The organism is Micromonospora sp. NPDC049114 (assembly GCF_040648635.1).
Taxonomy (GTDB): Bacteria; Actinomycetota; Actinomycetes; order Mycobacteriales; family Micromonosporaceae; genus Micromonospora.
Genome location: NZ_JBEZEA010000001.1, coordinates 866044 through 890690, shown reverse-complemented (window position 1 = coordinate 890690; position 24647 = coordinate 866044). Strand labels below are relative to the sequence as shown.

Annotated in this window: 25 protein-coding genes; 12 read left to right on the top strand and 13 right to left on the bottom strand. The window is 72.1% G+C overall.

The features are described from left to right. Positions 1-21: 21 nt before the first annotated feature. The 7 genes from AB0B39_RS04240 to AB0B39_RS04210 form a co-directional block, all read right to left on the bottom strand. Entirely contained in the window at positions 22-1131 is a 1110-nt protein-coding gene (locus tag AB0B39_RS04240) for a CaiB/BaiF CoA-transferase family protein (protein ID WP_357573465.1), read from the bottom strand. Continuing rightward, the gene (locus AB0B39_RS04235; RefSeq protein ID WP_357573464.1) at positions 1128-3281 is read right to left on the bottom strand and encodes a 3-hydroxyacyl-CoA dehydrogenase NAD-binding domain-containing protein; all 2154 of its coding nucleotides are present in this window, start codon (positions 3279-3281) and stop codon (positions 1128-1130) included. The genes AB0B39_RS04240 and AB0B39_RS04235 overlap by 4 nt, the downstream gene beginning before the upstream one ends. 17 nt (positions 3282-3298) lie before the next feature. After that, a complete protein-coding gene (locus tag AB0B39_RS04230) occupies positions 3299-4513 on the bottom strand; it encodes an acetyl-CoA C-acetyltransferase (protein WP_357573463.1) in 1215 nt (404 codons plus the stop codon). Continuing rightward, the gene (locus AB0B39_RS04225; RefSeq protein ID WP_357573462.1) at positions 4503-5663 is read right to left on the bottom strand and encodes an acyl-CoA dehydrogenase family protein; all 1161 of its coding nucleotides are present in this window, start codon (positions 5661-5663) and stop codon (positions 4503-4505) included. Before AB0B39_RS04225 ends, AB0B39_RS04230 begins: the two co-directional genes overlap by 11 nt. 32 nt (positions 5664-5695) lie before the next feature. After that, positions 5696-6550 (bottom strand): alpha/beta fold hydrolase, encoded by an 855-nt coding sequence (locus tag AB0B39_RS04220; protein ID WP_357573461.1) that lies wholly within the window; start codon positions 6548-6550, stop codon positions 5696-5698. Between the two features lie 171 nt (positions 6551-6721). Then, positions 6722-6940 (bottom strand): hypothetical protein, encoded by a 219-nt coding sequence (locus tag AB0B39_RS04215; protein WP_357490909.1) that lies wholly within the window; start codon positions 6938-6940, stop codon positions 6722-6724. Between the two features lie 24 nt (positions 6941-6964). After that, positions 6965-7183: a hypothetical protein gene (locus AB0B39_RS04210; protein ID WP_357490907.1), complete on the bottom strand. Its 219-nt coding sequence runs from the start codon at positions 7181-7183 to the stop codon at positions 6965-6967. Positions 7184-7339: 156 nt separating this feature from the next. Here AB0B39_RS04210 and AB0B39_RS04205 point away from each other — a divergent pair, with 156 nt between their 5' ends. Continuing rightward, on the top strand, positions 7340-7597 hold the full coding sequence (locus tag AB0B39_RS04205; protein WP_357573460.1) for a hypothetical protein: 258 nt from the start codon (positions 7340-7342) through the stop codon (positions 7595-7597). Positions 7598-7675: 78 nt separating this feature from the next. On the opposite strand, the gene AB0B39_RS04200 is transcribed toward AB0B39_RS04205, so the two are convergent. Next, the gene (locus tag AB0B39_RS04200; RefSeq protein ID WP_357573459.1) at positions 7676-8653 is read right to left on the bottom strand and encodes a YafY family protein; all 978 of its coding nucleotides are present in this window, start codon (positions 8651-8653) and stop codon (positions 7676-7678) included. A gap of 99 nt (positions 8654-8752) precedes the next feature. On the opposite strand from AB0B39_RS04200, the gene AB0B39_RS04195 reads away from it, so the two are divergent. Then, positions 8753-9151 (top strand): VOC family protein, encoded by a 399-nt coding sequence (locus AB0B39_RS04195; RefSeq protein WP_357573458.1) that lies wholly within the window; start codon positions 8753-8755, stop codon positions 9149-9151. Positions 9152-9229: 78 nt separating this feature from the next. Then, the gene (locus tag AB0B39_RS04190) at positions 9230-9862 is read left to right on the top strand and encodes a TetR/AcrR family transcriptional regulator (protein ID WP_357573457.1); all 633 of its coding nucleotides are present in this window, start codon (positions 9230-9232) and stop codon (positions 9860-9862) included. Positions 9863-9883: 21 nt separating this feature from the next. Here AB0B39_RS04190 and AB0B39_RS04185 read toward each other — a convergent pair whose 3' ends face one another. Further along, positions 9884-10393: a pyridoxamine 5'-phosphate oxidase family protein gene (locus AB0B39_RS04185; protein ID WP_357573773.1), complete on the bottom strand. Its 510-nt coding sequence runs from the start codon at positions 10391-10393 to the stop codon at positions 9884-9886. A 136-nt stretch (positions 10394-10529) separates the two neighbouring features. On the opposite strand from AB0B39_RS04185, the gene AB0B39_RS04180 reads away from it, so the two are divergent. Then, on the top strand, positions 10530-12008 hold the full coding sequence (locus AB0B39_RS04180) for an NAD(P)/FAD-dependent oxidoreductase (RefSeq protein ID WP_357573456.1): 1479 nt from the start codon (positions 10530-10532) through the stop codon (positions 12006-12008). Positions 12009-12018: 10 nt separating this feature from the next. Here the strand turns inward: AB0B39_RS04180 and AB0B39_RS04175 are convergent, their stop codons facing one another. After that, positions 12019-12891 carry a zf-HC2 domain-containing protein gene (locus AB0B39_RS04175; protein ID WP_357573455.1) on the bottom strand — a complete coding sequence of 291 codons (873 nt, stop codon included), beginning with the start codon at positions 12889-12891 and terminating at the stop codon, positions 12019-12021. A gap of 24 nt (positions 12892-12915) precedes the next feature. Here AB0B39_RS04175 and AB0B39_RS04170 point away from each other — a divergent pair, with 24 nt between their 5' ends. The 8 genes from AB0B39_RS04170 (at position 12916) to AB0B39_RS04135 (ending at position 22738) form a co-directional block, all read left to right on the top strand. After that, complete coding sequence (locus AB0B39_RS04170; RefSeq protein ID WP_357573454.1) at positions 12916-13956, top strand: SAM-dependent methyltransferase; 1041 nt, start codon at positions 12916-12918, stop codon at positions 13954-13956. Between the two features lie 419 nt (positions 13957-14375). Next, positions 14376-14465, top strand: coding sequence for a K(+)-transporting ATPase subunit F (gene kdpF / locus AB0B39_RS04165; protein ID WP_036390805.1), 90 nt, complete (start codon positions 14376-14378; stop codon positions 14463-14465). Continuing rightward, a complete protein-coding gene (gene kdpA / locus AB0B39_RS04160) occupies positions 14465-16120 on the top strand; it encodes a potassium-transporting ATPase subunit KdpA (RefSeq protein WP_357573453.1) in 1656 nt (551 codons plus the stop codon). Before kdpF ends, kdpA begins: the two co-directional genes overlap by 1 nt. A 20-nt stretch (positions 16121-16140) precedes the next feature. Beyond that, positions 16141-18336, top strand: a complete 2196-nt coding sequence (gene kdpB / locus AB0B39_RS04155; RefSeq protein ID WP_357490887.1) for a potassium-transporting ATPase subunit KdpB — start codon at positions 16141-16143, stop codon at positions 18334-18336. Beyond that, entirely contained in the window at positions 18336-19217 is an 882-nt protein-coding gene (locus tag AB0B39_RS04150; protein ID WP_357573452.1) for a potassium-transporting ATPase subunit C, read from the top strand. The genes kdpB and AB0B39_RS04150 overlap by 1 nt, the downstream gene beginning before the upstream one ends. Positions 19218-19289: 72 nt before the next feature. Further along, entirely contained in the window at positions 19290-21842 is a 2553-nt protein-coding gene (locus tag AB0B39_RS04145) for a DUF4118 domain-containing protein (protein ID WP_357573451.1), read from the top strand. Beyond that, complete coding sequence (locus tag AB0B39_RS04140) at positions 21839-22519, top strand: response regulator (protein ID WP_357573450.1); 681 nt, start codon at positions 21839-21841, stop codon at positions 22517-22519. Before AB0B39_RS04145 ends, AB0B39_RS04140 begins: the two co-directional genes overlap by 4 nt. 90 nt (positions 22520-22609) lie before the next feature. Next, positions 22610-22738: a hypothetical protein gene (locus AB0B39_RS04135; protein ID WP_357490883.1), complete on the top strand. Its 129-nt coding sequence runs from the start codon at positions 22610-22612 to the stop codon at positions 22736-22738. Here the strand turns inward: AB0B39_RS04135 and AB0B39_RS04130 are convergent. From AB0B39_RS04130 to AB0B39_RS04120, 3 genes are all read right to left on the bottom strand, one after another. Next, the gene (locus tag AB0B39_RS04130; RefSeq protein WP_357573449.1) at positions 22699-23148 is read right to left on the bottom strand and encodes an SAV_915 family protein; all 450 of its coding nucleotides are present in this window, start codon (positions 23146-23148) and stop codon (positions 22699-22701) included. The two genes, AB0B39_RS04135 and AB0B39_RS04130, sit on opposite strands and share 40 nt — an antisense overlap. Continuing rightward, positions 23145-23549: a hypothetical protein gene (locus AB0B39_RS04125; RefSeq protein ID WP_357573448.1), complete on the bottom strand. Its 405-nt coding sequence runs from the start codon at positions 23547-23549 to the stop codon at positions 23145-23147. The genes AB0B39_RS04130 and AB0B39_RS04125 overlap by 4 nt, the downstream gene beginning before the upstream one ends. A 103-nt stretch (positions 23550-23652) precedes the next feature. Continuing rightward, positions 23653-24615 carry an SDR family oxidoreductase gene (locus tag AB0B39_RS04120; RefSeq protein ID WP_357573447.1) on the bottom strand — a complete coding sequence of 321 codons (963 nt, stop codon included), beginning with the start codon at positions 24613-24615 and terminating at the stop codon, positions 23653-23655. Positions 24616-24647: the final 32 nt, after the last annotated feature.

Below are 24647 nucleotides of genomic sequence, written 5' to 3'. Positions count from 1 at the left end.
GTCCCGGAAGTCGGCTGTGGATCAGTCCCAGGTGGACAGAACCGCGTCGACCGGAGCGACGTCGCGCTCCGGGGTGGGCGGGCCCGCCGGAGTACGGTCGAAGCGAGGTGCCGGAGCCGGTTGGATCCCGCCGTCCACCTCGACGAACGTCCCCCGGGCCGCGTTGTGCGGATGCCGGTGCGCCTCGCCCGGGGCCAGCACGGGGGCGACACAGGCGTCCAGGTCGGCGAAGACCGCCGTCCACTCGTCCCGCGTCCGCTCGGCGAACCGTTCGGTGAACCGCCTCCGCAGCTCGTCCCAGCCGCTCGGGTCGTACTGGTCGGGCAGGTCCGCCTCGTCGGCCAGGCCGAGACCCGCCAGCAGTACGGCGTAGAACGCCGGCTCCAGCGCCCCGACGGCCATGAAGCCGCCGTCGGCGGTGGCGTACGTGTCGTAGAAGGGCGCTCCTCCGTCGAGCAGGTTCCGCCCGCGCGGGGCGGCCCACAGGCCGGTGCCGAGCAGCCCGTGCAGGAACGAGGTGAGCAGCGCCGATCCGTCCACCATTGCCGCGTCGACGACCTGACCGAGGCCGGAGCGTTCCCGTTCCAGCAGCGCGGCAAGCACGCCAACGGCGAGCAGCATGCCGCCGCCGGCGAAGTCACCGATCAGGTTCAGTGGCGCGTGTGGACGCGCGTCGGCTCGACCCAGGGGCTCCAGCGCCCCGGCGACAGCTATGTAGTCGATGTCGTGGCCGGCCCGAGCCGCCAGCGGGCCGTCCTGGCCCCAGCCGGTCATCCGCGCGTACACCAGCCGGGGGTTGCGGGCCCGGCAGACGTCCGGGCCGAAGCCGAGCCGCTCGGCGACCCCCGGCCGGTACGCCTCGACGAGCACGTCCGCCCGCTCGACGAGGCGCAGCAGGTCGGCCACGCCGGCCGGGGACTTCAGGTCCAGCGCGGTGACCCGCCGGCCGCGCTGCAAGGGTCCACCGGTCGGCGCAGCGAGGCGTCCGGCGCCCGGGCCGCCCGGCCGGTCGACGCGTACCACGTCGGCCCCGAGGTCGGCGAGCACCATGCAGCCGAACGGGGCCGGCGCGAGGCTCGCCAACTCGACGACCCGCACCCCGGCCAGCGGTCCGCCGCGCGCGGCCGTCACGCGACGCCGGCCGGTTCGGCGGTACGGGCGGCGAGCCGGTCGGCCAGGTCGGCGGGAGGCGTGAACCGGTCGCCGTACCGTTCGGCCAGCTCGGCGGCGCGGGCCGCGAAGCCGGCCGGGCCGCCCGCGTACTGCCGGACGTAGCGGATCACGCCGCCGGTCCAGGCGGGGAAGCCGATGCCGAAGATCGAGCCGATGTTGGCGTCGGTCTCGGTACGCAGCATGCCCTCGTCGAGGCAGCGCAGCGCGTCCAGCGCCTCGGCGAAGAGCATCCGCTCCTGAAGGTCGGTGAACGGCACCGCCCGACCGGCGTCGGTGACCAGGTCGGCGAGGCCGGTCCACAACCGACCCCGGACGCCGTCGTCGTAGGAGTAGAAGCCGCGTCCGGCCGCGCGGCCCGGCCGGTCGTACGCGTCGACCAGCTCGTCGACGAGCCGGTGCGCGGGCAGCGGCAGGTATTCCGCGCTGGCCGCCTCGAACTGACGCCGGATCCGCTGGATCAGCGTGAGGCTCACCTCGTCGGCCAGCGCGAGGGGCCCGGTCGGGTAGCCGGCCTGCAACGCGGCCTGCTCCACCGACGCGGCCGGTACGCCGTCGGCGACCATGCCTACCGCCTCGTCGATGAACCGGCCGATGACGCGGCTGGTGAAGAAGCCCCGCCCGTCGTTGACCACGATGGGGGTCTTGCCGATCCGCCGGCCGAGGTCGAACGCGCGGGCCAGGGCCGGGTCCCCGGTCTGCTCGCCGACCACGATCTCCAGCAACGGCATCCGGTCCACGGGGGAGAAGAAGTGCATGCCGATGAAGTCGGCCGGCCGGTCCACGCCGGCGGCCAGCTGAGTGATCGGCAGGGTGGAGGTGTTGGAGGCGAGCAGCGCGCCCGGCGCGAGCACCGGCAGCACCTCGGCGAAGACTGCCTTCTTCAGGGCCGGGTCCTCGAAGACCGCCTCGATGACGGCGTCGCAGCCGGCGAGGGCGTCCACCTGGTCGGTGGTGGTGATCCGGTCCAGCACCGCCCGCGCGTCGGCCTCGGTGGCGCGGCCCTTGCGGACCCGGCGGGCCAGCAGTCGTTCGGCGTGCTCCCGGGCCCGCCCCGCGGCCTCCGGTGACACGTCCCGGACCACCACGTCGAGGCCGGCGCTGGCGCAGGCGTACGCGATGCCGGCGCCCATCATGCCGGCGCCGAGCACCGCCACCCGCCGCACCGGCGCAACGTCCACGGACGGTCGGGCGGCGCCGCCGTTGACGGCCTTCAGGTCGAAGAAGAACGCGCCGATCATGTTCTTGGCGACCTGCCCGGTGAGCAGGCCGATCAGGTGCCGGGTCTCCACGGTGAACGCGGTGTCCAGGTCGACCTGCGCGCCCTCCACGGCCGTGGCCAGGATCGCCTCCGGCGCGGGCAGCCGGGCGCCCTTGAGCTGCTTGCGCAGCGTGGCCGGGAAGGCGGGCAGCTGAGCGGCCAGGGAACGGCTGGCCGGGGTGCCACCGGGCATCCGGTAGTCCGGCCGGTCCCACGGCTGCAACGGGCGCGGGTTGGCGGCGATCCAGGCCCGCGCGCGATCCAGCATTTCCGCCTCGGTGGCGACGACCTCGTCGACCAGACCGGCCGCCAGGGCGTCGGCCGGGCGCATCCGCCGGCCGGTGAGCAGCACGGTGGTCAGCGCGCCGGCCAGGCCGAGCATCCGTACGGTCCGGGTGACGCCGCCGGCCCCGGGGAGCAGACCCAGGGTCACCTCGGGCAGGCCGAGCCGTGAGTCGGGCGCGTCCAGCGCGACGCGGTGGTGGCAGGCGAGGGCGATCTCCAGGCCGCCGCCGAGCGCGGAGCCGTTGACCGCCGCGACGACCGGGCGGCCCAGGGTCTCCAGCCGGCGCAGGTCCCGCTTGATGGTGCCGAGCAGCTCCGCCAGCGCGGGCGCGTCCTCGCGGGTCGCCCGGATCATCTCGGGCAGGTCGCCGCCGGCGAAGAACGTCGACTTCGCGCTTGTCACGATGACGCCGGTGAGATCGGGCTCGGCCTCCAGCCGGTCGAGCACCTCGCTCATCGAGGCCACGTACGCCCGGTTCATGGTGTTGGCGGATTGGTCGGGGTCGTCCAGGGTGAGCGTGACGATGCCGTCGGCGCCGCGGTCGTACCGGATGGTGGTGGTCATTGGTCTTTTCCCCCGGGTCAGCAGCGCTCGAGAACGGTGGCGACGCCCATGCCGCCGCCGATGCAGAGGGTCACCACGGCGCGGCGCAGGTCGCGGCGCTCCAACTCGTCCAACGCCGTGCCGAGCAACATGGCTCCGGTGGCGCCCAGCGGGTGGCCGAGAGCGATCGCGCCGCCGTTGACGTTCACCCGGTCCGGGTCGAGGCCCAGGTCGCGGACGTACTTGAGCACCACCGCCGCGAACGCCTCGTTGATCTCGAACAGGTCGATGTCGTCGACTGTCAGCCCGGCGGCGGCGAGTGCCTTGTGGGTGGCCGGGATCGGGCCGGTCAACATCAGCGTCGGATCGGCGCCGGTGACCGCCGCGCCGGCGATCCGGGCGCGCGGGGTGAGGCCGAGGTCCCGGCCGACCTGCTCCGAGCCGATCAGCACCAGCGCCGCGCCGTCCACGATGCCTGACGAGTTGCCGGCGTGGTGGACGTGGTCGATCGCCTCCAGCCAGTGGAACTTCTGCAACGCCACCGCGTCGAAGCCGGCCGCCTCACCCATCGTGGCGAAGGACGGGGTGAGTCGGGCCAGCGCCTCCCTGGTGGTCTCCGGGCGCGGGTGCTCGTCGACGGTGAGGATGTCCAGCCCGTTGCCGTCGCGCACCGGCACCACCGAGCGGGCGAAGTACCCGCCGGCCATCGCCTTGGCGGCCCGCTCCTGCGACCGCAGCGCGTAGCCGTCCACGTCGTCGCGGGTGAAGCCCTCCATGGTCGCGATCAGGTCGGCGCTGACGCCCTGCGGCACGAACGACGTGGCCAGCGCGGTCTGCGGGTCGGTGGCCCAGGCCGCGCCGTCGGAGCCCATCGGCACCCGGGACATCGACTCGACCCCGCCGGCCAGCAGCAGGTGCTCCCAGCCCGAGCGGATGCGCGCGGCGGCCGAGTTGACGGCCTCCAGCCCGGAGGCGCAGAACCGGTTGAGCTGCACCCCGCCCACCTCGTCGGGCAGCCCGGCCAGCAGCGCGGCGGCCCGCGCCAGGTCGCCGCCCTGCTCGCCGACCGGGGTGACGATGCCGAGCAGCAGATCCTCCAAGCGGCCCACGTCCAGGCCGGGATTGCGCTCGCGCAGCGCGTCGATCAGGCCGACCACCAGCGAGATCGGCTTGACCCCGTGCAGTGCGCCGGTGTCCCGGCCGCGTCCGCGCGGGGTGCGGACCGCGTCATAGACGTACGCCTCAGAGGGCACGGGCGATCAACTCCTTCATGATCTCGTTGGTGCCGCCGTAGATCTTCTGGACGCGGGCGTCGGCGTACATCCGGGCGATCGGGTACTCAGTCGTGTAGCCGTAACCGCCGAACAGTTGCAGGCACCTGTCGATGACCTCGCACTGCCCTTCGGTCAGCCACGACTTCGCCATCGCCGCCGTGGCGACGTCCAGGTCGCCACGGGTGTGCCGGACGATGCAGTCGTCCAGGAAGACCCGGCTGACCCGGGTGCGGGTGGCGCACTCGGCGAGCACCATCCGGGTGTTCTGGTGCCCCATCAGGGTCTTGCCGAAGGCGGTGCGTTCCTTGGCGTACGCCACGGTCAGCTCGACCGCGCGTTCCATCGCGGCCACCGCGCCGACGCCGATGACCAGCCGTTCCTGCGGAAGCTGCTGCATGAGCTGGATGAAGCCCAGCCCTTCGGCGCCGCCGAGCAGGTTGGCCGCCGGCACCCGCAGCTCGTCGAAGAACAGCTCGGCGGTGTCGTTGGCGTGCAGCCCGATCTTGGACAGCAGCCGACCCCGGCGGAAGCCCTCCGGGTCGTCGCCCACCTCGCAGACCAGCAGGGAGACGCCTGCCGCCCGCTGCTCGGGGTCGGTCTTCACCGCCACGATGATCAGATCGGCCACGCCGCCGTTGGTGATGAACGTCTTCGCGCCGGTGACCAGGTAGTCGTCGCCGTCGCGGACCGCCCGCGTGCGCATCGCCTGGAGGTCCGAGCCGCCGTCGGGCTCGGTCATCGCGATCGCGCCGACCAGCTCACCGCTGCACAGGCCGGGCAGCCACCGTCGCTTCTGCTCCTCGCTGCCGTACGCGACGAGATAGCCCGTGACGATGCCACTGTGGACGGCCAGCCCGAGGCTGCTCTCCCCGGTGTACGCCTGCTCGTGCAACAGCACGGCCTCGTGGGTGAAGCCGCCGCCCCCGCCGCCGTACTCCTCGGGGACGGACAGGCCGAGCAACCCCAGCTCACCGGCCCGCCGGTAGTGCTCGCGGTCCGGGTGACCCTGGGCCAGCAGGCGGTCCGCGTGCGGCAGCACCTCCTTGGTGAAGAAGGTGCGGGCCAGGTCGGCGAGGTCGTCGTGCTCAGGTTCGCGCCAGGGCGAGGGGGAGCCATCGGGCGTCGGCATGTGCACCACCCTCGCGCGCTGTTGGCGGCATGTCAATAAGTCTGGATCAGCAGCCGGGCACAGGCTTGCGGGTCGTCCGCGAAGGGCAGATGTCCGCAGCCCGCCAGCGGCACGTGCCGGGCCGCCGGCAGCGCCGCGCGGGCCCGCCGGGCCTGAGTGGGGTACGGCAACACGAGATCGCGCGTACCCCAGGCGACAGTCACGGGGATGTCGTCGAGCGCGCCGGCCGTCTCTCGACGGACCTGCCAGCCGGCGAACGCGGCGCGTGCCACCGTGAAGCCCTGCGCGTCGGCCAGCGCCGCCGCCGAGTCGACGCACTCGTCGGGGTCGAGGTGACCCGGGTGGCCGTAGAAGAGGCCGCAGAACGCCACCCGCCCGGCCCGGCTCGCCAGCAGCCGGGGCAGCGCCGGCCGCAGCCCGCCGGCCGCCGACCGGGCCCCGCCGACCGCCAGTTGACACCAGCGCCGCCCGACCGACCCCCAGAACCCAATCGGCGAGAACGCGGTCACCGAGGAGGCCAGCCCGCGTCGCCCCAACTCCAACGCGATGCCGCCCCCGAGCGAGTTGCCGGCAACGGCGGGCCGGCGCACGCCCAGCGCGTCCAGGAACGCGGCGACCCGATCCGCCAGGTGTTCCACCGACCCGGGGGCCGCCCGCGCCAGCGCCTCGGGTGGCGTCGGTGGCTCCGACGGCTCCGGTGGCTCGGGCCACGGTGGGGAGGCGCCGAAGCCGGGCAGGTCCAGCGCGATCACGTCGTGGTGCCGGGCCACCTCGTCGAGCACCGGCTCCCACACCTGCCACCGACTACCGATGCCGTGGATGAGCACCAGCGGCGGCCCGTCACCACGCCGCGAGTGAGCGAGCCAGTCCGGGTCCCCACGGTGCATCCACCCACCCTCACACGCCGGATAGTCACCTCGGCAACCCCGATCACGTCGCGGTCGTGCCCCCAGTCGCGTCGATCATGAAGTTGTGGTGCCCGACGAAAGGGAAGCGCGCCACCATATCGCCCACCATTAGTCCATGATCGACGCAGGCTGGCGAGGCGGGGAGGGGAACTACTCGGGCTCGTCGCCGTCGGTGGGGCGCGGTGGGCGGTGCTCGGCGATCCACGCCTCCACGTCGGCACGCAGCCAGACCGTGGTGCCGTGCAGCCGTTGAAACGGCGCGGGGAAGGTCGGATAGCGGATGAGCTGGCGCATCCGCGTCCGGCTCACGCCGCCGAGCAACTCCTGCAGCTCGTGCGGGCCGACCAGCGGACCCGGTACCTCACTCATTGCGTCATCGAGAAGTTGAGTGTGCTACTCGGGCTCGTCGCCGTCGGTGGGGCGCGGTGGGCGATGCTCGGCGATCCACGCCTCCACGTCGGCACGCAGCCAGACCTTCATGCCGCGTAACTCTTGGTAGGGCTTCGGGAAACTCGGCCGCATAGCGATCTGCTGAAACCGGCTCCGGGAAACGTTCAGCCGTTGACCGATCTCGTACGGCCCCATCAGCTCGCCCGGCCCCTCGTCACCCACACCCGGAGACTAGGCACGTTCGCGTATCCCCAATCGGGGGTCCCCGAAAGGGGGTCCCCGTCTTGACAGGGGGCCGGTTCTCACTGAGAGTGGTCAGAGCATTGCTCTCGCTGTCGAGCCGAGCAGTGGGGGCGTCGTTCAACGAAGGGCTGGCCGATGGATCAGGCGACGGAGTTGGCGTGGCTTCGGGAGCGGGTCGGCGGATTGGAGACGGCGCTGCACTGCGCACGGAGAGAGTTGTTCGATCTCCGTTGTCGGCTGACGTTGATCGGCCGGGTCGTGCAGGACGTCGACCGGGTGCAGCGCGCTCCCGGGGTCGCGGTTGGTGCGATCAATGCGGCGCTCTACGCCGAGACGTCCAACCTGCGGCATCTCGGCCGGCACCTGATCCGGCGTCGGCGCGGAATTCAGTGATCACTTGATGCTCAGCAGCTCAGGAGCGGCACCGACAACTCGTGAGCATCAAGTGATCACGGTGAGGGTGGCGGCTTGCTAGTTGCGGGCCGACTCACGTCGTGCCGAGGCCGCCAGTCGCTCGGCGAGTGCGACGACGCGGTCGCGGAGTTCGTCCGGGCGTTCGATGACGAACGGCAGGTCGAGCGTGGCGAGCACGCCGGGCAACCAGTCGAGGCTCCCCGCCCGGATCTCCACGTCCTGCCAGCCTTCGTCCGCGCCCTCTCGCACCTCGGCGATGCTGGCCGGTAGCCGCCTGCGGATCTGCTCGACTGTTCCTTGTATCCGCAGCGATACCGCGTGCGGGTACGGCGCTCGTGCCATCGAGCTGAGAAGGTGCCCGGCCGGATCGTTTCCGGCGGGCGGCTCGAACGAGCCCGGCAGCGGTCTCGCGTCCGCGATGCGGTCGAGTCGAAGGGTTCGTTCCTCGCCGATCTCCGGATCGACCCCGGTGACGTACCACCGGCCGGCATGGTTGACCAGCCCGAACGGATGCAGCACGCGGACGCTGCGCCGGCCGTCGCCCGAGGTGTACTGCACCGAGATCGGCCGGTGATGGCGGACCGCCTCGGCGACGGCGAGCAGTACCTCGGTCTGCGGCGCGGGGAAGTCACCGGGTTCGGCGGTGAAGGCGAGGGACTGGAGTGCGGCGTCCAGTCGGTCCGCCGTCCGTGGCGGCAGGACGCGACGGATCTTCGCGGCGGCTGTCTCGCCCGCTGTGCCCGTTGCCGTCGCCAACCCGGCGCGGCGGCCGGCGATCAGGCCGAGGAGGACGGCCAGGGCCTCGTCGTCGTTGAACATCAGCGGCGGCAGGCGATAACCGGCGGCGAGCCGATACCCGCCGTAGCGACCGCGCACCGACTCGACCGGCAGGTCCAGGTCGACCAGGTGGCTCACGTAGCGCCGCACCGTGCGCGGTTCGACACCGAGGCGCTCGGCAAGCTCGGCCATCGTGCGGACGCCGCCGGACTGCAGGAGCTCCAACAGTGCGAGCACCTGCGCTGTCGGTCGTGCCACGGTCCGAACTTTATCAAGATACTGGCCCAAATCTGTCCAGTATTCGCTCTAGCGTGATCTCGACGGACCGTTAGCGACCGCTTTGAGCAGGGAGAAGACATGGACTTCGTCTCGATCCGCATCATCACCGACGAGATCAACCGCCTGGTCGGCTTCTACGAGAAGATCACCGGCGTGCAGGCGACCTGGGGCAACGAGGACTTCGCCGAATTGCGCACCGCCCACGGCACGCTGGCGATCGGCAGCACCCGCACCGTCCCACTGTTCGCGCCCGGCTCGGCCCGCCCGGCCGACAACCACAGCGTGATCATCGAGTTCCTCGTGGAGGACGTGGACGCGCTCTACGAGAAGCTGAAGAGCGTGGTGGACGACTTCGTGAACGAGCCCACGACCATGCCCTGGGGTAACCGGGCCCTGCTCTTTCGCGACCCCGACGGCAACCTGGTCAACTTCTTCACTCCGGTGACCCCGGGCGCGATCGCGAGGTTCCGCCGTTGACCGGTCGGCGGCGGCGAGGAGGTACGGGAGACCTCGATGCCGAAGCTGGCGGTGTGAGCTGCCGATAGGGTCGGGCAGATGAGTGTCGAGACGGCTCCGCGCCGCCGCAGGTTGGAGCCGGACGCCCGGCGCGGCCAGATCCTGGCCTGCGCGGTCCGGCTGTTCGGCGAGCGGCCGTACGCGGATGTGTCGACCACCGATGTCGCGCGGGAGGCGGGCGTCGCCCGGGGCCTGGTCAACCACTACTTCGGCACCAAGAAGGACCTTTACCTGGAGGTCGTCCGGGTCATGGTGACGATCCCCGAGGTTGCCCTGGAACGGCTGCCCAAGGGTGACCTGCGGACCCGTGTCGATGCCAGCGTCACCTGGTTCCTCGACGTGGTGTCCCGGCACAGCACCTCGTGGCTGGCGGCGGTCACCGCCCGGGGGATGGGCGGCGACGCCGACGTGGAGCGGGTGCTCGCCGAGGCGGAGGAGGTGGCGGCCGACCGGATGCTCGTCGCCGTCGGGCTGGCCGAGAAGGCCAAGGACCACGAGGAGCTGCGGGGGATGGTCCGGGCGTACTGCGGCCTGGCGACGTCCACCGCCCGGGAGTGGCTCCAGCGCGACGCGTTGACCCGCGCCCAGGTGCACCTGCTGCTCACCACCACCCTGCTGACCATCGTGGAGCAGGTCGTCCCGCAGGTCATCGCGGCCGGCGACCCGTCCTGACCACGGACGCCGGAGGCGCTTTCAGCGACGCCAGAACTGGCGGGGCGCGAACCCTTCCCGTCGCAGCCAGTGCTCGGTGTAGACGATCCGCTCCGCCTCGACGACCACGAGGGTGTCCTCGGGTGGCTCGGACAGCGGTCGCCCCCGCTCGGCGTGTTCGTTCTCCCAGCGGAACGCCGACCAGTAGTGCGCTCGGTCCGGATCCTTAGGACCGAGCACCCGGGCCGTGCCGAACAGTTGGGCCCCGCGGCTGCTCGCCAGCCCGACCAGGGGCGCGAAGATGCCGACGGACACGCGTGGATCGGCAGCGATGTTGCGCATCTTCGGCGAACGGGGTGCGGCGGTGAAGAGCACCGCGAAGTCGAGCGGGTAGTACCGCACCGGCGTGGCCAGCGGCCCGTCCGGACCCGTGGTCGCGAGCACGCACATGTTCTGCGACGACAGCAGGTTGCGGATGCGCTCCTCGAGCCGCTCGCGGTCGAGCCGCTTCGCCGGCGTGGGCCCGGCAAGCCACGGATTCGTCACCGGCAGGAAACCGTCGCGACCATGGCGAGCACCCTACCCACGTGGGCCGCGTGGACGGCCGCGGGCTCGGCGGGTGCGGGCGCATCGTTGGCGGGCCGCCAACAAGCTGTTACGGTCGGCCGCACCGCCGAGGGAGCCCGCCATGACCGACAGCGCAGCGACCGCCCGACCTCCCCGTCGGGTGCGGGTGGCGATCATCGGCTCCGGGTTCGGCGGGGTGGCGGTGGCCGCCGCGCTGCGTCGCGCCGGCGACGCGGACGTGGTCCTGCTGGAACGGGCCGACCGGATCGGCGGCGTCTGGCGGGACAACACCTACCCGGGCTGCGCCTGTGACATCCCGGCGCCGCTCTACTCGTACTCCTTCGCGCTGAACCCGGACTGGTCGCGGCGCTTCCCGCCGCACTCGGAGATCCTGGACTACCTGCACCGCTGCGTGGCCGAGCTGGGGCTGGCCGACAGTGTGCGGTTGCGTACCGAGGTCACCGACGCGTCGTGGGACGAGGCCGGCGCGTGCTGGCGGCTGCGTACCGCCGATGGCGCGGAACTGACGGCGGACGTCCTGATCCCGGCGGTCGGGCAGCTCTCGCGGCCGGTGGTGCCGGCGCTGCCGGGCGCGCAGCGGTTCGCCGGGCGGGCGATGCACACGGCCCGGTGGGACCCGGCGGTACGGCTGGACGGCGCCCGGGTCGCGGTGATCGGCGCCGGTGCCAGCGCGGTGCAGCTGGTGCCGGCCATCGCTGACCGGGCGGCCCGGGTCACCGTCTTCCAGCGCACTCCGCCCTGGACGCTGCCCAAGCCGGACCGCCGGCACGGGCGGCTGGGTCGGGCGCTCTACCGGCGGGTGCCGGCGCTGATGCGGGTGCCCCGGGCCGCGTTCTGGTCGGTCACCGTGCTCACCGGGCTGGCGGTGACCGGCAACCGGGCCGCCGCGGCGGTGCTGCGGGGTGTCTCGCGGGCGCAGCGGTGGTGGCAGGTACGCGACCCGGAGCTGCGCGCCCGCGTCACGCCTGTCGAGCCGATGGGCTGCAAGCGGGTGTTGTTCACCAACGACTGGCTGCCGGCCCTGGGCCGCGACGACGTCGAGCTGGTCACCGAGGCGATCATCGAGGTGACTGAGGACGGCATCCGCACCGCCGACGGCCGCGCCCACCCGTGCGACGTGCTGGTCTACGGCACCGGCTTCGCGGCCACCGACTTCCTGGTGCCGATCCGGGTCACCGGACGCGCCCGCCGTCAGCTCAGTGCGGAGTGGCGTGACGGCGCGTACGCGTACCTCGGGATGGCCGTGCCCGGCTTTCCCAACCTCTTCCTCATGTACGGCCCGAACACCAACACCGGCAACACGTCGGTGATCTACTTTCACGAGGCGCAGGCCCGGCACATCGCGCAGGCGGTCAGCCTGCTCGCGGCCGGTGGCGAACCTCTGGAGGTGCGCCCCGAGGTGGCCGCCGACTACGACGCGGAGCTGCAAAGCCGGCTCGGCGCGAGCGTGTGGACCGCCTGCCGGAGCTGGTACCGCACGGCCACCGGCCGGATCGTCACCAACTGGCCGGGGATGGCCGCCGAGTACCGCCGCCGTACCGCCCGGCTGGATCCGGCCGACTACGGCCGCACCCGTTGAAGGCTGCTGCTCAGGCGGCTCGCCGGTCGGTGCGCGCGGCCGGGGCGGCGTTGCGGTCGGCTGCCTGCGCCGGGTACGCCCCGGAGTGCACCACCCGCAGTGGCCGTTCGGTCTCGTCCGCGCCGAACCGCCAGCGCGACGGCGTCGGTTGCCGCTGCGGCGCGGGCCCCCCGGGACGCAGTCCGGGCCGCGACAGCAGCACGGTGATCAGGTAGCCGAACACCAGGAAGCCGTGGCTGACCAGGCGCTCCCCACTCACCGAGCCGGTGGCGAGGTCGTTGACCGACAGCAGCAGGAGCGTGCCGACGAACGCGCTGAGCATCGGCAGGAGACCCGCCGGAGGGCTGCGGCGTACCGCCACGAAGAGGAAGCCGGCCCCGACCGCCACGTTCCATGCGGCCGACTCGTGCCACAGGTGCTGCCCGGAGGCGTGCAGATGGTCGGCGGTCGCTCCCCGGCCCACCTGGGCCAGGCCGAGCACCAGCTGAACAGCCCCGAGCAGGCCGAGCGCCGCGCGCAGCCCGACGACCAGCCGGCCGCGGCCGGGCAGGCGGGGCCGCCAGCGCGACCGGCGGGCCGGCGGCGTGTCACAGGCGTCGGCGACCGCGTCGCCGGTGGCGCTGCCACCGACGGCGGCCAGGATCGCGTCGGTCCGGTCGGGCACATCGGTGACCAGTCGGGTACGAACCCGGCGCGTCACCGCGACCGCCGCCGCGAACCAGGCCCGGCACTTGGCGCACTCGTCCAGGTGCCCCTGCGCCGCCGCCCCCTCGGCGGCGGTCTCCTCCCCGTCCAACTGCGCGGACAGGACCTCCCGCCACTGCTCACACCCCATGTGTGGGTAGTCGGTCCGCAGGCCGCTCCGGTTCCCGGCGACCGTCACCCGTTGTGGAATACTCGCCGGATCATGACGCGCTACGGCCTGCTGATCCTGCCCGCCACCAACCGGGTGTACGCCCGCTCCGCCATCGACCTCACCCGGGCCGAGCTGGAGATCTTCGGCCGGTCGGCGCTCGACGGCCGGATCGGCGAGCTGGACACGGAGGTCGTCGGCGGGGCGACCTACGTCACGTTCAGCGGTGACGGGCTGACCGAACGGGACCTGGCCGTCCTGGGCAACCTCTCCGCCGGGTACGCGCTGTTCGAGATCGTCGGCGACCTGCTGCGCCCGGTCGAGTGGAGCCGGCTGGACCGCTACGACGACGACCTGCTCACCATCCAGAAGTACCCCGGCAAGACCAACGAGCAGTTCACCAAGCTGCTGCTCAACGTCACCCTGCTCGCGTCGGACTGGGCCGGCGAGTTGACCAGCCGCCGGTTCCGGGTGCTCGACCCGCTCTGCGGTCGGGGCACCACCCTCAACCAGGCGCTGATGTACGGCTTCGACGCCGCCGGGATCGAGCGCGACCAGAAGGACGTCGAGGCGTACCGCGCGTTCGTCACGACCTGGCTGAAGCAGAAGCGGGTCAAGCACCGGGTGCTGGAGTCGGGGCCGGTGCGGCGGGAGCGCAAGGTGGTCGGCCGCCGGGTGCGCATCGAACTGGCGCCGACCCGCGAGGAGCACAAGGCGGGTCGTACGCAGTTGCTCGACGTCGTCAACGCCGACACCACCCGCGCGGCGGAGTTCTTCCGCCCCGAGACCGTCGACCTGGTGGTCGCCGACGCGCCGTACGGCGTGCAGCACGGCAGTCGTACCGCCGATCAGGGTCTGACGCGTGACCCGCTGGCGCTGCTCGCGGACGCCGCGCCGGTCTGGGCGCGGCTGCTGCGCCCGGGCGGGGCGCTGGGCATCTCGTGGAACACCCACGTCGCCAGCCGCGAGGACGCGGCGGCGGCACTTGCCGACGCCGGCCTGACAGTTGTCGACGCGGAGCCCTACCGCGCGCTGCGGCACCGGGTCGACCAGTCGATCATGCGCGACGTGCTGGTGGCCCGCCGCCTGGCCTGACCCGCCTGGCCTGGCCTGACCCGCCTGGCCTGACCCGCCGCCCATCCCCTTCGGGCCCTTTGCTCTGCTTCAACCGGCGCAACAGTGTCGGTGCCTCGCTGTCGCCTCCGCTGAAGCAGAGCAAAGGATGGACAGCCAGCCCGCGTCTCCCCGGGCTGACGCGCCTTTGTGCCGCATTTCACCTGTTCAGTGGGCAGGTGTGAAAACCGCGTCAAGAAAAGGTTCGCCACCGTCATGGTCGCGTTATGACCCCTGCCGTCCGGCGGGTGGTGGGGCTTTGCTTGCCCCGGCGCGACCGGAAGGCGGTCGCGACGAACCTTTCCGGTAAGAGGAGTCAGCGTGTCTGACGTGGTGTTCGTGGTCCTCACGGTGGCGCTGTTCGCAGTGCTCGCCCTGGTGGTCCGGGCGGTGGAGAAGCTGTGAACGCGGTAAACGCCGTCGGTCTGGTGCTCGCGATCGTCCTGGGCGCGTTCCTGGTGTTCGCCCTGCTGTTCCCGGAGCGCTTCTGATGACCATGACAACAGCGGGCGTCATCTTCGTGCTGACGCTGGTGGCGGCCCTGGTCGCCGTCTACAAGCCGTTCGGCGACTACATGTTCCGGGCGGTCTCCGGTACCAGGCAGTCGCGGGTCGAGCGGGGGATCTACCGACTGGTCGGGGTCAACCCGGCCGCCGAGCAGACCTGGGGCGTGTACGCCCGCAGCGTGCTCGCGTTCTCGGCCGTCTCGCTCCTGTTCCTGTACCTGTTCCAGCGGGTGCAGAACCACCTGTGGCTGTCGCTGGGTTTCGACCCGGTGGTGCCGCACGGCGCGTGGAACACTGCCGTGTCGTTCGTGACCAACACGAACTGGCAGTCGTACTCGGGTGAGTCGACGATGGGCCACCTGGTGCAGATGGCCGGCCTGGCCGTGCAGAACTTCGTCTCGGCGGCGGTCGGCATCGCGGTGGCGGTCGCGCTGGTCCGCGGCTTCGCCCGCAGCCGCACCGGGCAACTCGGCAACTTCTGGGTCGACCTGACCCGGATCGTGCTGCGCATCCTGCTGCCGATCGCGGTCCTCGGGGCCATCGCGTTGATGATCGGCGGGGTGGTGCAGAACCTCTCCGCCGGCACCGACGTGAGCACGCTGACCGGCGGCACCCAGACCATCACCGGCGGCCCGGTCGCGAGCCAGGAAGTGATCAAGGAGCTGGGCACCAACGGTGGCGGCTTCTACAACGTCAACAGCGCCCACCCGTTCGAGAACCCCACGACCTGGACGAACTGGTTGGAGATCTTCCTGATCCTCCTGATCCCGTTCAGCCTGCCCCGGGTGTTCGGCCGGATGGTCGGGCAGAACCGGCAGGGCTACGCGATCGCCGCGGTGATGGGCATCCTCGCGTTCCTCAGCGTCGCCATCACCAACATCTTCGAGCTGGCCGGCCACGGCACCGTCCCGCAGGCGGTCGGCGCGGCGATGGAGGGCAAGGAGGTGCGGTTCGACGTGTCGAACTCGGCCACCTTCGCCGCCGCCACCACGCTCACCTCGACCGGCGCGGTGAACTCCTTCCACGACTCGTTCACCTCGCTCGGCGGCATGATGACGATGGTCAACATGATGCTCGGCGAGGTCGCGCCGGGGGGCACCGGTTCGGGCCTCTACGGCCTGCTCATCCTCGCGGTGATCACGGTGTTCATCGCCGGCCTGATGGTCGGCCGCACCCCCGAGTACCTGGGCAAGAAGATCGGGTCGCGGGAGATCAAGTTTGCCTCGCTGTACTTCCTGATCACGCCGATCCTGGTGCTGGTCGGCACGGCGGCGGCGTTCGCGACCGGCAACAACTCGACGGCGCTCAACGTCGGCCCGCACGGCCTCTCCGAGGTGCTGTACGCGTTCACCTCGGCCAGCAACAACAACGGTTCCGCCTTCGCCGGCATCACGGTGAACACCACCTGGTGGGACACCGCGTTGGGGCTGTGCATGCTGCTGGGCCGGTTCCTGCCGCTCATCTTCGTGCTCGCGCTGGCCGGCTCGCTGGCCCGCCAGGCACCCACCCCCGCGTCCGAGGGCACCCTGCCGACCCACCGACCGCTGTTCATCGGCATGGTCGTCGGCGTCACTGTCGTCCTCGTCGCGCTGACCTTCCTGCCCGCGCTCGCGCTCGGCCCGCTGGCAGAAGGGCTCTGACCATCATGAGGAACGAGGACATGTCCGTCACGTCCGCCCCGACAGAGCAACTGCCAGGCACCCCGGCGACGCAGGGCAACCGGGTCGGCGGGGGCCTGCTCGACCCCCAGCAACTCATCCGGTCCCTGCCGGACGCCGTACGCAAGCTCAACCCCACCACGTTGTGGCGCAACCCGGTGATGCTGATCGTGGAGATCGGCGCGGCGTTCACCACGGTCCTGGCGGTGACCGACCCGTCGGTGTTCGCCTGGGCGATCACCATCTGGCTCTGGCTGACCGTGATCTTCGCGAACCTGGCCGAGGCGGTCGCCGAGGGCCGGGGCAAGGCCCAGGCCGCCGCGCTGCGACAGGCCAAGCAGGACACCATCGCCACCCGGCTGGTCGACTGGAAGCCGGGCGCTCGGGCCAACACCTACCGCGACGAGGCGGTGCCCGCTCCGCAGCTGCGCCAGGGCGACATCGTGCTGGTCGAGGCGGGCGGCATCATTCCCGGCGACGGCGACATCGTGGAGGGCATCGCGAGCGTCGACGAGTCGGCAATCACCGGCGAGTCGGCCCCGGTCATCCGGGAGTCCGGCGGGGACCGCAGCGCGGTCACCGGCGGCACCAAGGTGCTCTCCGACCGGATCATCGTGAAGATCACCCAGAAGCCCGGGGAGAGCTTCATCGACCGGATGATCGCCCTGGTCGAGGGCGCCAACCGGCAGAAGACGCCGAACGAGATCGCGCTGAACATCCTGCTCGCCGCTCTCACGATCATCTTCCTGCTGGCCGTGGTCACCCTCCAGCCCTTGGCGATCTTCTCCAAGGCGTACCAGGCCGCCGCGCCGGACAGCGGGGCGATCACCGGTTCCGGTGTCACAGGTGTCGTCCTGGTCTCGCTGCTGGTCTGCCTGATCCCCACCACCATCGGCGCGCTGCTGTCGGCCATCGGCATCGCCGGCATGGACCGCCTCGTGCAGCGCAACGTGCTGGCCATGAGCGGCCGGGCCGTCGAGGCGGCCGGCGACGTCAACACCCTGCTGCTGGACAAGACCGGCACCATCACGCTGGGCAACCGGCAGGCCGCCGAGTTCGTACCGGTCGAGGGGGTCGACGCCGCCACAGTGGCCGACGCCGCCCAGCTCTCCAGCCTGGCCGACGAGACCCCGGAGGGGCGCTCGGTCGTCGTCCTGGCGAAGAACGAGTTCGGGCTGCGCGAACGCGAGCCCGGGGTGATGCCGCACGCCACCTTCGTGCCGTTCACCGCGCAGACCCGGATGAGCGGCGTCGACCTGACCCCGGACGCCACCGTCGACGGCGGCGCGTCGGGCACGGCCCGTCGGGTCCGCAAGGGCGCCGCCGCCGCGGTCATGAAGTGGGTACGGGAGAACGGCGGCCACCCGACCGAGCAGGTCGGCGAGATCGTCGACGCGATAAGTGGCACCGGCGGCACGCCGCTGGTCGTCGCCGAGCACGTCGACGGCGAGCCCGCCCGCGCCCTGGGCGTCATCCACCTCAAGGACGTCGTCAAGTCCGGCATGCGGGAGCGGTTCGACGAGATGCGCCGGATGGGCATCCGCACCGTGATGATCACCGGCGACAACCCGCGTACCGCGAAGGCGATCGCCGACGAGGCCGGGGTGGACGACTTCCTGGCCGAGGCGACGCCGGAGGACAAGCTCGCGCTGATCAAGCGGGAGCAGGAGGGTGGCCGGCTGGTCGCGATGACCGGTGACGGCACCAACGACGCGCCGGCGCTCGCCCAGGCCGACGTCGGGGTGGCCATGAACACCGGCACGTCGGCCGCGAAGGAGGCCGGCAACATGGTCGACCTCGACTCCGACCCGACCAAACTGATCGAGATCGTGGAGATCGGCAAGCAGTTGCTGATCACCCGCGGTGCGCTGACCACGTTCAGCATCTCGAACGACATCGCGAAGTACTTCGCGATCATCCCGGCCATGTTCGCCGGCCTCTACCCGAGCCTGGACACCCTGAACATCATGCGGCTGGCCAGCCCGGAGTCGGCGATCCTGTCCGCGGTCATCTTCAACGCCCTGGTGATCATCGCGCTGATCCCGCTCGCCCTGCGCGGCGTGCGGTACCGGCCGGCGGCCGCGTCGAAGCTGCTCAGCCGCAACCTGCTGGTGTACGGACTGGGCGGCATCATCGTGCCGTTCATCGGGATCAAGCTCATCGACCTGCTCATCCAGTTCATTCCGGGGATTTCGTGATGCGCATACCCACCTGGATCGCCCAACACCTCGCCGCCCTGCGCGCCGTGCTCGTCTTCACGGTGCTGCTCGGGCTGGTCTACCCGCTGGCTCTGGTCGCGCTCGGTCACCTGCCCGGCCTCGACCACAAGGCCGACGGCTCGCTGATCACCTCGGGCGGGACGACTGTCGGCAGCTCGCTCATCGGCCAGTCCTTCACCGACGCGGACGGCAACCCCGTCCCGCGTTACTTCCAGTCCCGCCCGTCGGCCGCCGGCGACGGCTACGACCCGACGTCCACCTCGGCCAGCAACCTCGGCCCGGAGAGCGTTGTCGACACCATCGCCACCGACCCGGAAGAGTCCAGCGAGAGCCTGCTCACCCAGGTCTGTGGGCGCAGCAAGGCCGTCGGCGAGCTGAACGGCGTCGACGGCCGCCGCCCCTACTGCACCGACGACGGGGTGGGCGCCGTGCTCGCGGTCTTCCGCGCCGACGGTCTGACCGGCCCGGTGACCCGGGTGGTAAGCGTCAACCAGGTCGCCCCGGCCACCCCGTTCGTGTCCTCGTACCAGGGGGTGACAGTGGAGCTGGCCCAGCCCGGCGTGGACTACGTCGCGGACGGTGGGGTCATCACCCCGATCCGGGGCGACGCGCCGGCCGACCCGGCGGTGCCCGCCGACGCGGTCACCGCCAGCGGCAGCGGGCTCGACCCGCAGATCAGCCCCGCGTACGCCGATCTGCAGGTGAACCGGGTCGCGCGGGAGCGCGGCGCGGACCCGGCGGCCGTCCGCAAGCTGGTCGAGGAGCACACCGACGGCCGTGGGTTGGGGTTCATGGGTGCGCCCGGCGTCAACGTGCTGGAGCTCAACCTCGCCCTCGACAAGCAGTTCGCCGCACGCTGAGTGCACCTCGGGCGGGGCCGTGCCGACCGGGCACGGCCCCGCCCGCCGATCTGACCAGGGAGGATGGTTCCCGTGCCACGCGGAGAACTGCGCATCTATCTCGGGGCCGCTCCCGGCGTCGGCAAGACGTACGCCATGTTGGAGGAGGCCCAGCGGCGGGCCGCGCGGGGCTCCGACGTGGTGATCGGCTTCGTGGAGACCCACGGCCGCCCGCACACCGCCGCGATGCTCGGCGACCTGGAGCAGGTGCCCCGCCGTGCGATGACCTACCGGGGCGCCGAGTTCACCGAGATGGACGTGGACGGCGTCCTGGCCCGCCGGCCGGAGATCGCGGTGGTCGACGAGCTGGCGCACACCAACGTGCCCGGCTCCCGGCACGACAAGCGCTGGCAGGACGTCCAGGAGCTGCTCGACGCGGGGATCGACGTGCTGTCCACGGTGAACGTGCAGCACCTGGAGTCGGTGAACGACGTCGTCGCCCAGATCACCGGCACCACCCAGCGGGAGACCGTGCCGGACGAGATCGTCCGCGCCGCCGAGCAGGTCGAACTCGTCGACATGACCCCGGAGGCGTTGCGCCGCCGGATGGCGCACGGCAACATCTACCGACCCGACAAGATCGACGCGGCGCTCGGCAACTACTTCCGGGTCGGCAACCTCACGGCGCTGCGCGAGCTGGCGCTGCTCTGGCTGGCCGACAAGGTCGACGAGCAGCTCGACAGGTACCGCAGCCAGCAGGGCATCGCCGCCACCTGGGAGGCCCGCGAACGCGTCGTGGTGGCACTGACCGGCGGCCCGGAGGGCGAGACGCTGATCCGCCGGGCGGCCCGGGTCGCGGCCCGCAGCAAGGGCGCCGACCTGCTCGCCGTGCACGTGGCCCGCAGCGACGGTCTGGCCGGCGCCGATCCCGCCCAGCTCGCCCGCCAGCGGGTGCTCGTCGAGAGCCTGGGCGGCACGTACCACCAGGTGCTCGGCACCGACGTGCCGGCCGCGCTGCTCGACTTCGCCCAGGGCGTGAACGCCACCCAGCTGGTGCTCGGGGCCAGCCGGCGGGGCCGCCTCGCGCAGATCTTCGCCCGGGGCGTCGGGGTGACCACCACCGCGCTCTCCGGCTCGATCGACGTGCACCTGGTCAGCCACAAGCAGGCCGGCAAGGGACGCCGGGCGGCGGCCGTGCCGGCGGCGCTGTCCCGCCGCCGCCGGCTGCTCGGCTTCGGCCTGGCGGTGCTCGGCATGCCGCTGCTCACCCTGCTGCTGAGGACCCTGCCCGACCTGACGCTGACCAACGACATCCTGCTGTTCCTCGCCGGGGTCGTCGGGGTCGCGCTGGTCGGCGGGGTGTGGCCGGCGCTGATCGCCGCGCTCGGCGGGTCGCTGCTGCTCAACTGGTTCTTCACCCCGCCGTACCGCACGCTGACCATCGCCGAGGCCGACAACCTGCTCGCCCTGGCCGTCTTCGTCGGTGTGGCGCTCGCCGTGAGCTGGATCGTCGACGTGGCCGCCCGACGTACGCGCGAGGCCGCGCGCGCCGCCGCCGACGCGCAGACCCTCGCCGCCGTCGCCGGTGGTGTGCTGCGCGGCGAACGTCCCCTGCCCGCCCTGCTGGACCAGCTCCGGGAGACCTTCGGGCTGCGCGCGGTGAGCGTGCTGGAGCTGGCCGAGGAGGCCAGCGGCCGCCCCGACCGGGCCCGCGAGGAGCACGCCTGGTGCGTCGTGGCGAGCGTCGGCGAACAGCCCGCCTGCACACCAGACGGCGGCGAGACCGCGGTACCCGTCGACGACCGGATCACCGTCGTGCTCAGCGGCCGGCGTCTGGAGGCCGCCGACCGGCGGATCGTGGAGGCGTTCGCCGCCCAGGCCGCCGTCGCGCTGCGCCAGGAACGGCTCGCCGAGGAAGCCGCCACCGCCCGGCCCCTCGCCGCCGCCGACCGGATGCGCACCGCACTGCTCGCCGCGGTCAGCCACGACCTGCGTACGCCACTGGCCTCGGCGAAGGCGGCCGTGACCAGCCTGCGCAGCCACGACATCGAGTTCGACGAGGCCGACCGCGAGGAGTTGCTGGAGACCGCCGAGGAGTCGCTGGACCGGCTCGCCCGGCTGGTCGGCAACCTGCTGGACATGAGCCGCCTCCAGGCCGGTGTGCTGGGCATCTCCGCGACCGCGATCGGCCTGGAGGACGCCGTACCCCTGGCGTTGGACGAACTTGGCCCGGCGGCCGCGACGGTCGCCACGGACATCCCGGCCGACCTGCCGGCGGCCACCGCCGACCCGGGCCTGCTGGAACGGGTGCTGGTCAACGTCATCGCCAACGCGCTGCGCTACAGCCCGCCCGACCAGCCCCCCACAGTCACCGCGAGCGCGCACGCCGGCCAGGTGGAGCTGCGGGTCATCGACCGGGGGCCGGGCATCCCGGAGGACCAGTGGGAGCACGTCTTCCTGCCATTCCAACGCCTCGGCGACCGGGACAACCAGACCGGCGTCGGCCTCGGGCTCGCCCTGTCCCGGGGGTTGGCCGAGGCGATGGGTGGCAGCATCACCCCGGAGACCACGCCCGGCGGTGGGCTCACCATGGTGCTGCGGCTGCCCGCCGCCGCGCAGACCAGCCCGGAGGAGCCGCAGGAATGACCCGCATCCTGGTCGTCGACGACGAACCGCAGATCCTGCGGGCCCTGCGGATCAACCTGCGCGCCCGCCGGTACGACGTGGACGTCGCCGCGACCGGGGCCGCCGCGTTGAAGGCCGCCGCCAGCCACCCGCCCGACCTGGTGGTCCTGGACCTCGGCCTGCCCGACATCGACGGCGTCGAGGTGATCCGTGGCCTACGCGGCTGGACCGCCGTGCCGATCATCGTGCTCTCCGGCCGGGCCGGCAGCGAGGACAAGGTCGCCGCGCTGGACGCGGGCGCGGACGACTACGTCACCAAGCCGTTCGGGGTGGAGGAGCTGCTGGCCCGCATCCGCGCGGTGACCCGGCGACTCGGCGGCCCCACCGAGGCCGTGCCGGCGCTGCGGATCGGCCGGCACACCGTCGACCTGGCCGACCACCGCGTCTGGCGTGACGACGACACCGAGGTCAAGCTGACCCCGACGCAGTGGGCCGTGCTGGAGAAGCTCCTGCGCCACCCCGGCAAGCTGGTCAGCCAACGTCAGCTCCTGCAGGAGGTGTGGGGCCCCGAATACCAGAACGAGACCAACTACCTGCGGCAGTACCTGGCCCAGCTGCGACGCAAGCTGGAGGACGACCCCGCCCGCCCCCGCCACCTCATCACCGAGCCGGGGATGGGCTACCGCTACCGCCCCTGACCCGTCGACACCCGCCGGCGGAGATTGAAGAATTTCGTACCGCAGCGGCAGCGGCGTGCTTCTGTAACCGTCCTCCTCCGGTTACCCCTGATGGAGCCCGCCTGGGTGCCGCTGGGGACGTACCCGTTCACGGCGGGCAGCGACGGGAGCGTGCTCATCCGTACGGAGAACACCGACGGCTACGTGGTCGCCGACGCGGTGCGCTTCGTGCCGGCCTGAGCGGGAAGTGCGGTCGGGTCCTCCCCGGGCGGCGTGCCGACGAGGACCGCCGGCGCGGTGGGTGCCGCCCGGTCGCCGACCCCGGGGTCGAGCGCCGGTGCCACCAGCAGCGGGTCGACCTGGATCCGGTCGATGCCGAGCGGGCGCAGCATGCCGCGTAGTGCCGACTCGCAGAGCGTCTCCCACGGCTGGTCCGCTCCCATCGCGGCGACCAGCAGCTCGGGCCGGGTGAACGCGATGCCCACCCGCTGTCCCTGTGGCGACCGGCCGGTCCGCACCGTGCCGATCATCCGTCCCGGCAGCTCCCGTACCGGAACGGCGTAGGTTCTCGGCACCGCGTGCCCGGTCGCGGTGATCTCTTCCACTCGTGCGCCCGGCACGGCTCGTCGGGCAACGGCGTCGCGGCTCATGCGGCGGATGCGATCCACGCCGGGGCGTCGTCCGGGGTACTTCGACCCGGCGGCGCGGCCAGGTCGAGCGCGCGCAGGATGGAGTGCGCCACCACCACCTCGACCCCGGCGCGGCGGCGCAGGTCGGCCACCGCGCGGTGCAGCACCGTCATGCTGTCCGCCGAGAGCCGCACCACCGCGTCGACGTCGGCGGCGATCCACCAGGCGGCGACGGCGCACGGCTCGTGCCGCAGGTACTCCACCAGGTGACTGCCGGGGGCGGACGGGCCGAGTCGGACGCTGACCAGCGCTTCGTGTCGTCGTTCGGGCTCGGCCGGCCCGGTCGCGGGCTCAGCGAAGCTGTCGTCGGTGCGGGGTGGCAGGTTCCCGCGTTCCCAGCGTGTCATCCGCCAAGGACTCATGGGCCCATCGTGTCCGCCGGACCGTGGCGCAGCGCCCGTCGATACGCCGTTTCGACGGGCCACCGCCAATTCTTGACGCCGCCTTCACACGCCCGGACCCCGTTCAGTTGGCGGGGAACCGCACGCCCACCAGCTGTTCGGAGACGGCCCAGAGGCGGGCCGCGTCCTGCGTGCTGCGCGCCGAGCGGTAGACGGCCAACTCGGTCGGCGCACCGGTGAACTGCCCCAGGCCGTCCGGACCGTAGAACCGGCCACCCTGCGCCAGCGGACTGGTCGCCGCGTAGAGGGCGGGCCGCAGCCCCGCGTCCACCGAGTGCACCAGGAGACCCCAACGGTTCAACCGTTTCATGACGGCGTGGTGCGGTGAGGGCCTGCTGCGGCCCAGGTTGGGGCCGGACGCGTACAGGTTGGTCATGGTGGTGCCGGGGTGGGCGACGTTGCTGACGATGCCCCAGCCACCGGCTCGACCGCGCCGGTCGAGTTCCAGCCCGAAGTGCAGCGCCGCCAGCTTGGAGGCGTTGTACGAGCGGACCGCGCCGTAACGGTGGGTGCTCTGCAGGTCGTCCCAGTCCAGGCGACCGGAGCGGGCGGCGCTGCTCGACATGGTGGTGACCCGCGCCCGCCCGGCCGTCAGCAGCGGCATGAGCCGCCCGGTCAACGCGAAGTGGCCGAGATGATTGGTGCCGAACTGCAGCTCGAAGCCGTCCGCCGTGGTGTGTCGGGTGGGCGGCGCCATGACACCCGCGTTGTTGATCAGAATGTGGATCGGCCGCCCCTCGCCGAGCAGCGCGTCGGCCAGCGCGGCCACCGAGTCCAGTGAGGCGAGGTCCAGCTTCCGGGTCGACACGGTGGCGTCCGGCACGGCGGCCCGTACGGCCTCCAGTGCGGCGTCGCCCTTGGCCGGGTTGCGGACCGGCAGCACCACCTCCGCACCGGCTCGGGCCAGCCGGGTGGCCAGGCCGAGGCCCAGCCCGTCACTGCCGCCGGTCACCACGGCGAGCTTCCCGGTCAGGTCCCCAACTGTCTCGTCGAGCACGACAACCTCCAGGTCGACGGTGTCCCTCATCGGTCACGCACAACCCTGGGCCGACCGTCGCC

Coding starts and splice junctions, on each gene's coding strand:
- AB0B39_RS04235 (WP_357573464.1), bottom strand. CDS start 3,281: ATGACCACCACCATCCGGTACGACCGCGGCGCCGACGGCATCGTCACG.
- AB0B39_RS04225 (WP_357573462.1), bottom strand. CDS start 5,663: ATGCCGACGCCCGATGGCTCCCCCTCGCCCTGGCGCGAACCTGAGCAC.
- AB0B39_RS04220 (WP_357573461.1), bottom strand. CDS start 6,550: ATGCACCGTGGGGACCCGGACTGGCTCGCTCACTCGCGGCGTGGTGAC.
- AB0B39_RS04215 (WP_357490909.1), bottom strand. CDS start 6,940: ATGAGTGAGGTACCGGGTCCGCTGGTCGGCCCGCACGAGCTGCAGGAG.
- AB0B39_RS04205 (WP_357573460.1), top strand. CDS start 7,340: ATGGATCAGGCGACGGAGTTGGCGTGGCTTCGGGAGCGGGTCGGCGGA.
- AB0B39_RS04195 (WP_357573458.1), top strand. CDS start 8,753: ATGGACTTCGTCTCGATCCGCATCATCACCGACGAGATCAACCGCCTG.
- AB0B39_RS04190 (WP_357573457.1), top strand. CDS start 9,230: ATGAGTGTCGAGACGGCTCCGCGCCGCCGCAGGTTGGAGCCGGACGCC.
- AB0B39_RS04180 (WP_357573456.1), top strand. CDS start 10,530: ATGACCGACAGCGCAGCGACCGCCCGACCTCCCCGTCGGGTGCGGGTG.
- AB0B39_RS04170 (WP_357573454.1), top strand. CDS start 12,916: ATGACGCGCTACGGCCTGCTGATCCTGCCCGCCACCAACCGGGTGTAC.
- kdpA (WP_357573453.1), top strand. CDS start 14,465: ATGACCATGACAACAGCGGGCGTCATCTTCGTGCTGACGCTGGTGGCG.
- kdpB (WP_357490887.1), top strand. CDS start 16,141: ATGTCCGTCACGTCCGCCCCGACAGAGCAACTGCCAGGCACCCCGGCG.
- AB0B39_RS04150 (WP_357573452.1), top strand. CDS start 18,336: ATGCGCATACCCACCTGGATCGCCCAACACCTCGCCGCCCTGCGCGCC.
- AB0B39_RS04140 (WP_357573450.1), top strand. CDS start 21,839: ATGACCCGCATCCTGGTCGTCGACGACGAACCGCAGATCCTGCGGGCC.
- AB0B39_RS04135 (WP_357490883.1), top strand. CDS start 22,610: ATGGAGCCCGCCTGGGTGCCGCTGGGGACGTACCCGTTCACGGCGGGC.
- AB0B39_RS04130 (WP_357573449.1), bottom strand. CDS start 23,148: ATGAGCCGCGACGCCGTTGCCCGACGAGCCGTGCCGGGCGCACGAGTG.
- AB0B39_RS04125 (WP_357573448.1), bottom strand. CDS start 23,549: ATGAGTCCTTGGCGGATGACACGCTGGGAACGCGGGAACCTGCCACCC.
- AB0B39_RS04120 (WP_357573447.1), bottom strand. CDS start 24,615: ATGAGGGACACCGTCGACCTGGAGGTTGTCGTGCTCGACGAGACAGTT.